4 protein-coding genes are annotated in these 4,525 nt (G+C 69.5%); all 4 read left to right on the top strand.

All coding sequences use genetic code 11. The annotated features are described in order from the left end of the window. Positions 1-343: 343 nt before the first annotated feature. The 4 genes from ABT130_RS47060 to ndk all read left to right on the top strand — a co-directional run bounded on the left by ABT130_RS47060 (position 344) and on the right by ndk (position 4,373). A complete protein-coding gene (locus tag ABT130_RS47060) occupies positions 344-1,636 on the top strand; it encodes a bifunctional folylpolyglutamate synthase/dihydrofolate synthase (RefSeq protein ID WP_350928965.1) in 1,293 nt (430 codons plus the stop codon). Positions 1,637-1,685: 49 nt separating this feature from the next. Then, positions 1,686-2,024: a DUF4233 domain-containing protein gene (locus ABT130_RS47055; RefSeq protein WP_350928826.1), complete on the top strand. Its 339-nt coding sequence runs from the start codon at positions 1,686-1,688 to the stop codon at positions 2,022-2,024. A gap of 11 nt (positions 2,025-2,035) precedes the next feature. Then, entirely contained in the window at positions 2,036-3,871 is a 1,836-nt protein-coding gene (locus ABT130_RS47050) for a hypothetical protein (protein WP_350966416.1), read from the top strand. A gap of 91 nt (positions 3,872-3,962) precedes the next feature. After that, entirely contained in the window at positions 3,963-4,373 is a 411-nt protein-coding gene (gene ndk, locus ABT130_RS47045; protein WP_030924808.1) for a nucleoside-diphosphate kinase, read from the top strand. Positions 4,374-4,525 lie beyond the last annotated feature (152 nt).

Below are 4,525 nucleotides of genomic sequence, written 5' to 3'. Positions count from 1 at the left end.
TGGTACTGCACCGGGGACGGTGTGGGAGAGTAGGTCGCCGCCGGACAATCTTTCATGAGGGCCCTCACCTTTGGTGGGGGCCTTCGTGCTTTCCAGGGAGAGTTCCGAAAGGCCGGGGCTCCCGCCGGCCGGCTGGAATCCGGGCCGTCGGCCGGTGATCCTCGGGCTTTCCAGGAGAGTCCTGGCCGGCCGTGGGAGCCTTTCTGTTTTCGTATCTCGCGATGGGAAAGGGCCCCACCGGGTGGTGAGGCCCTTTTTTGCGTTGGGGGTACTCGTGTCCGGAAGCCGGCCGGGACGTCAGTAGGCTGGAGACGTGGACTATCGAGCGGTTGAACAAGCGATCATGCAGCGTGGAGTCGAGTGGAACTTCGAGCCCAGTCTCGACAGGATCGCCGCGCTTATGGACCTGCTCGGTTCCCCGCAGCACTCCTATCCCGTCGTGCACGTGGCCGGTACGAACGGTAAGTCGAGCACGACCCGGATGATCGAGGCGCTGCTGCGCGAGCGCAATCTGCGTGTCGGCCGGTTCACCAGCCCGCATCTCGTCTCCATGCGCGAGCGCATCAGCGTGGACGGTGCCCCACTGAGTGAGGAGCGCTTCGTCGAGGTCTACGAGGACATCGCGCCCTACCTGGAGATGGTCGACGCTCAAGGGCGACGGCTCTCCTTCTTCGAGACACTCACCGCGATGGCGTTCGCGGCGTTCGCCGACGCCCCCGTGGACGTCGCGGTCATCGAGACGGGAATGGGCGGCATCACCGACGCCACCAACGTCGCGGACGGCGCTGTGGCGGTCATCACGCCCATCTCCCTCGACCATGTCGAATACCTCGGGCCCGACGTCGAGACGATCGCGGGGGAGAAGGCCGGCATCATCAAGGCCGGGGCGACCGCCGTGCTCGCGCAGCAGGAGCTTCCCGCAGCCGCGGTGCTGATGCGGCAGGCGGCCCAGACGGGCGCCACCGTGGCACGCGAGGGACTGGAGTTCGGAGTGCTGGGCCGGGAGCTCGCCATCGGTGGGCAACTGCTCCGGCTCAAGGGTCTCAAGGGTACCTATGACGACATCCTGCTCCCCCTGTACGGGGCTCACCAGGCCGGCAACGCCGCCTGCGCCCTGGCCGCGGTCGAGGCGCTGACCGGCGGGGACGAGCCTCTCGACGCCGAGCTGGTGCGGCAGGCGTTCCTGGGGGTGCGCTCGCCCGGCAGGCTGGAGGTGGTGCGCCGGGGCCCCACGGTTGTCGTCGACGCCGCGCACAACCCGGCGGGGATACGGGCCACTCTGGACGCCGTGCACGAGTCCTTCGACTTCGCGAAGCTCATCGGAGTGCTGGCGGTGTTCGAGGACAAGGACGTCGAGGGCATCCTGGAGCTGCTGGAACCGATGATGGACGAGATCGTGGTGACCCGGAACTCCTCGCCAAGGTCCATGGACGTGGACGATCTCGCCGCGCTGGCCGAGGAGATCTTCGGTCTTGACCGGGTGCACCAGGTCGAGCGGTTGGACAGTGCGATCGACAGGGCGATCGGCATGGTCGACGCTCTGGGAGAGTTCAGCGGTGCCGGGGTGTTGATCACAGGTTCCGTGGTCACCGCCGGCGACGCGCGGCTCCTGCTCAAGGCGGACGAGACGCAGTGAGCGGTGAGTGCCGACGGCCGCAGGCCGGGCGACTGAGGAGGAGAGAGAAATGATCACGGTCACTCCGGGCATGAGGCGCCTCTGCGCCAGCGTGCTCGGCATGGAGGCCATAGTCGTCGGGCTGTTCACGCCGGTGGCCATCAACACCCAGGGCGTCGAACCGGCCATCGCGGCCACCGTCGGGCTGGGTCTGGCGCTCCTCTGCGTGCTGGTCATCGGCCTGCTCAAGCGGCCTTTCGCCTACGTCGTGGGAAGCCTGGTCCAGGTGCTCGCCATCGCCTCCGGCTTCATGGTCCCGACCATGTTCTTCCTCGGAGTGATCTTCGCCGCGCTGTGGATCACAGCGATATTCGTCGCTCGCCGTGTCGAGGGCGTGACTTCTCGCTAAAGTCGGCCAACATGGCCGTCCCTCCCATTCAGCCGACTCGGGCAGTGGGCGCCGGGCCCACGGGCCTGGTGCGCGCACTCCGTGTCTCGTTGATGCTCGACGTCGTCCTCGGACTGCTCGTAGCAGTAGTGCTGCCGTTGGCGATCGTCGCCATCCCCAACACCATCTCGGTGGTCGCAGCCCTCCTGCCACCGGAAGTCTCACAGATAGCGATGATCAGGGCGCATGGGCTGGCGCTCCCCGCGATGGTCCTGACCATGCCGGTGGCCGCGGTGCTCGTACGCCGGGTGCGGGCGGCCCCGATGGTGGTCGCGGGGCTGACCCTGCTCGCCTTCGCGGACGCCGCCGGCGGCTATGCAGGGTCCACGGTGCTGGTGGGGGTCCTGCGGGTCCTGCACGGTGTCGGCGCGGGCCTGCTGGTCCCCGCCACCCTGATGGCCGTCTGGGGGCGCTCACCGTTCCTGCGGGCGCTGTGGGCGGCCGCGCTGGCAGCGAGCCTCCTGGCCGCACAGGCGCTCGCGCTCTGGCCCCTCGACCAGGTCGACTCCTGGCGCGTCACCCTGCAGCCGTACCCGATGCTCACCGGGGTAGCGCTCGTGCTGGCCGCGCTCTACCTCGTGCTGTGGCTGAAGGACGGGGAGAGCGCCGCCGGTCCGGGCGCGGTCGTCGCGGCACGCGGGCGCACGCTGTGGGCGGTCGTGCCCGCCGCGGGCGTCGCGGCCCTCGCCCTGGGCAGCACGTTCGACTGGTCGGCGAGTCTCGTGATCCGCGCGGCCCTGGTGTCCGTCGTCGTGCTGCTCGCCCTGGCCTCCTCGGGGGCCTCACGGGGGGCCGCCGGCCGCGCGCCGGCCTACGCGATGGTCGCGGTCGGCGTCGTTGTCCTGCCCACCGCGGCCCAGGTCACCTACGTCGAACTCGGCGGGCTGGGCGGTCCGGGTCTGTCCGGCCTGTGGTCGGCCTTCGCGATCGCCACCGTGGTGGCCCTCCTGGCCGCCGCGCTGACGAACCGGCTGGGCGCCACGGCCATGCCCATGGTCACCGCCGGTGGACTGGTGGTGGTGGTCGGGGGCCTGTGTGCGGTACGGCTGTTCCTTCCCGCTCCGGGCGGGCTCGCGCTGATTCTTCCGTTCACGCTGCTCGCGGGTGGTGCCTCGGTGGCCCTCACCGGCGCGCTGCGCTCCTGTGCCGAGGAGGCCGCGCTCCTGGCGCTGTCGCTGTTCTTCCCCGCGGTGCTGGCCGGATTCCTGCTGGGCAGCGGTGTCCAGGTCGCCCAGCTGCGGGAGGCCAAGACCCCGCAGGCGCTGGTCGACGGGTTCGTGGACGCTCTGCACCTGTGGGCACTGATCGGGGGTGGCCTGGTGCTCGTGGTGATCGTGCTCGCTGCCGTACTGGCCCGTCTCCTGCCGGGGAGTCCGGGAAGTCCGGAGAGCCCGCCGGATGCCGGTACGGCGGACACCTCGCCCGTGGCGGGCCCCACCTCCGGGCTGGTGCCCTCTCCCGCGGGGGAGGTCGATCCCGCCGGCGGGGTACGGCAGGGAGGCGTCATGCGAGGACAGTCAGGGCCTACGGTGGTGCGGCCGCGCTCCGAGGCGATGACCGGTTCCCACACGCAGGCCCGCTCGAAGCCGGAGGCCGGGCCGGTGCGCGGGTCCGTCGCCGCGGCGGGAGGAGGTGCCGGGGCGGGCAAGGGCAACAGGTCCAGGCCCCGGCACGAGCCGGACCGCGTTCCCGAGCGGGACCCCGACACGGAGCCGGAGCCGGAGAAGGTGGTCGCGCCGCCGGTGGTGGTGCCACCGCCCGCGCCCTCTCCGGAGGATGGCCCGGGGAGCGGTCCGGCCCTCCAGTGACTCCGCCGACCACGGGAAAGCGCGCGAAGGGCGGTAAACTTCGCGCGATTACCGCAGTCAGCGACCCATACGTGTTCGAAGGAGAACCTCAGTGTCCGAGCGCACCCTTGTCCTGATCAAGCCCGACGGTGTGGCGCGTGGTCTCATCGGCGACGTGATCGCCCGTGTCGAGCGCAAGGGCCTGAAGGTCGTGGCGCTGGAGCTGCGCACCCTGGACGTCGACACCGCCAAGACGCACTACGCCGAGCACTCCGAGCGGCCGTTCTTCGGTGAGCTGGTGGAGTTCATCACCTCCGGTCCGCTGGTCGCGCTGGTGCTGGAGGGGCCGCGCGCCATCGAGGCCTTCCGCTCCCTCGCCGGCCTGACCGACCCGGTCAAGTCCGCTCCCGGCACCATCCGCGGTGACCACGCTCTGGAGATCGGCGAGAACGTCGTCCACGGCTCGGACTCCCCCGAGTCCGCCGCAAGGGAGATCAAGATCTTCTTCCCGGATCGCTTCTAGGCGCCCGCTTTTATCGTGTTTGTCGGGCCCCGCCGTCCTTCTGGACGGCGGGGGCCGACCAAATTTGCAAAAAGATAGGAAGAGGGGCGTGTATGGAAAGAGTGTTGTGTTAAAAGTGTATATAAAGGTGGTAGGCGGAAAAATAAAAAAAA

Source organism: Streptosporangium sp. NPDC001681 (genome assembly GCF_040298085.1).
Classification (GTDB): Bacteria; Actinomycetota; Actinomycetes; order Streptosporangiales; family Streptosporangiaceae; genus Streptosporangium.
The sequence above is the reverse complement of the archived record's forward strand: the minus strand, read 5'-3'. Positions and strand labels throughout refer to the sequence as shown.

Coding starts and splice junctions, on each gene's coding strand:
- ABT130_RS47055 (WP_350928826.1), top strand. CDS start 1,686: ATGATCACGGTCACTCCGGGCATGAGGCGCCTCTGCGCCAGCGTGCTC.
- ABT130_RS47050 (WP_350966416.1), top strand. CDS start 2,036: ATGGCCGTCCCTCCCATTCAGCCGACTCGGGCAGTGGGCGCCGGGCCC.
- ABT130_RS47060 (WP_350928965.1), top strand. CDS start 344: ATGCAGCGTGGAGTCGAGTGGAACTTCGAGCCCAGTCTCGACAGGATC.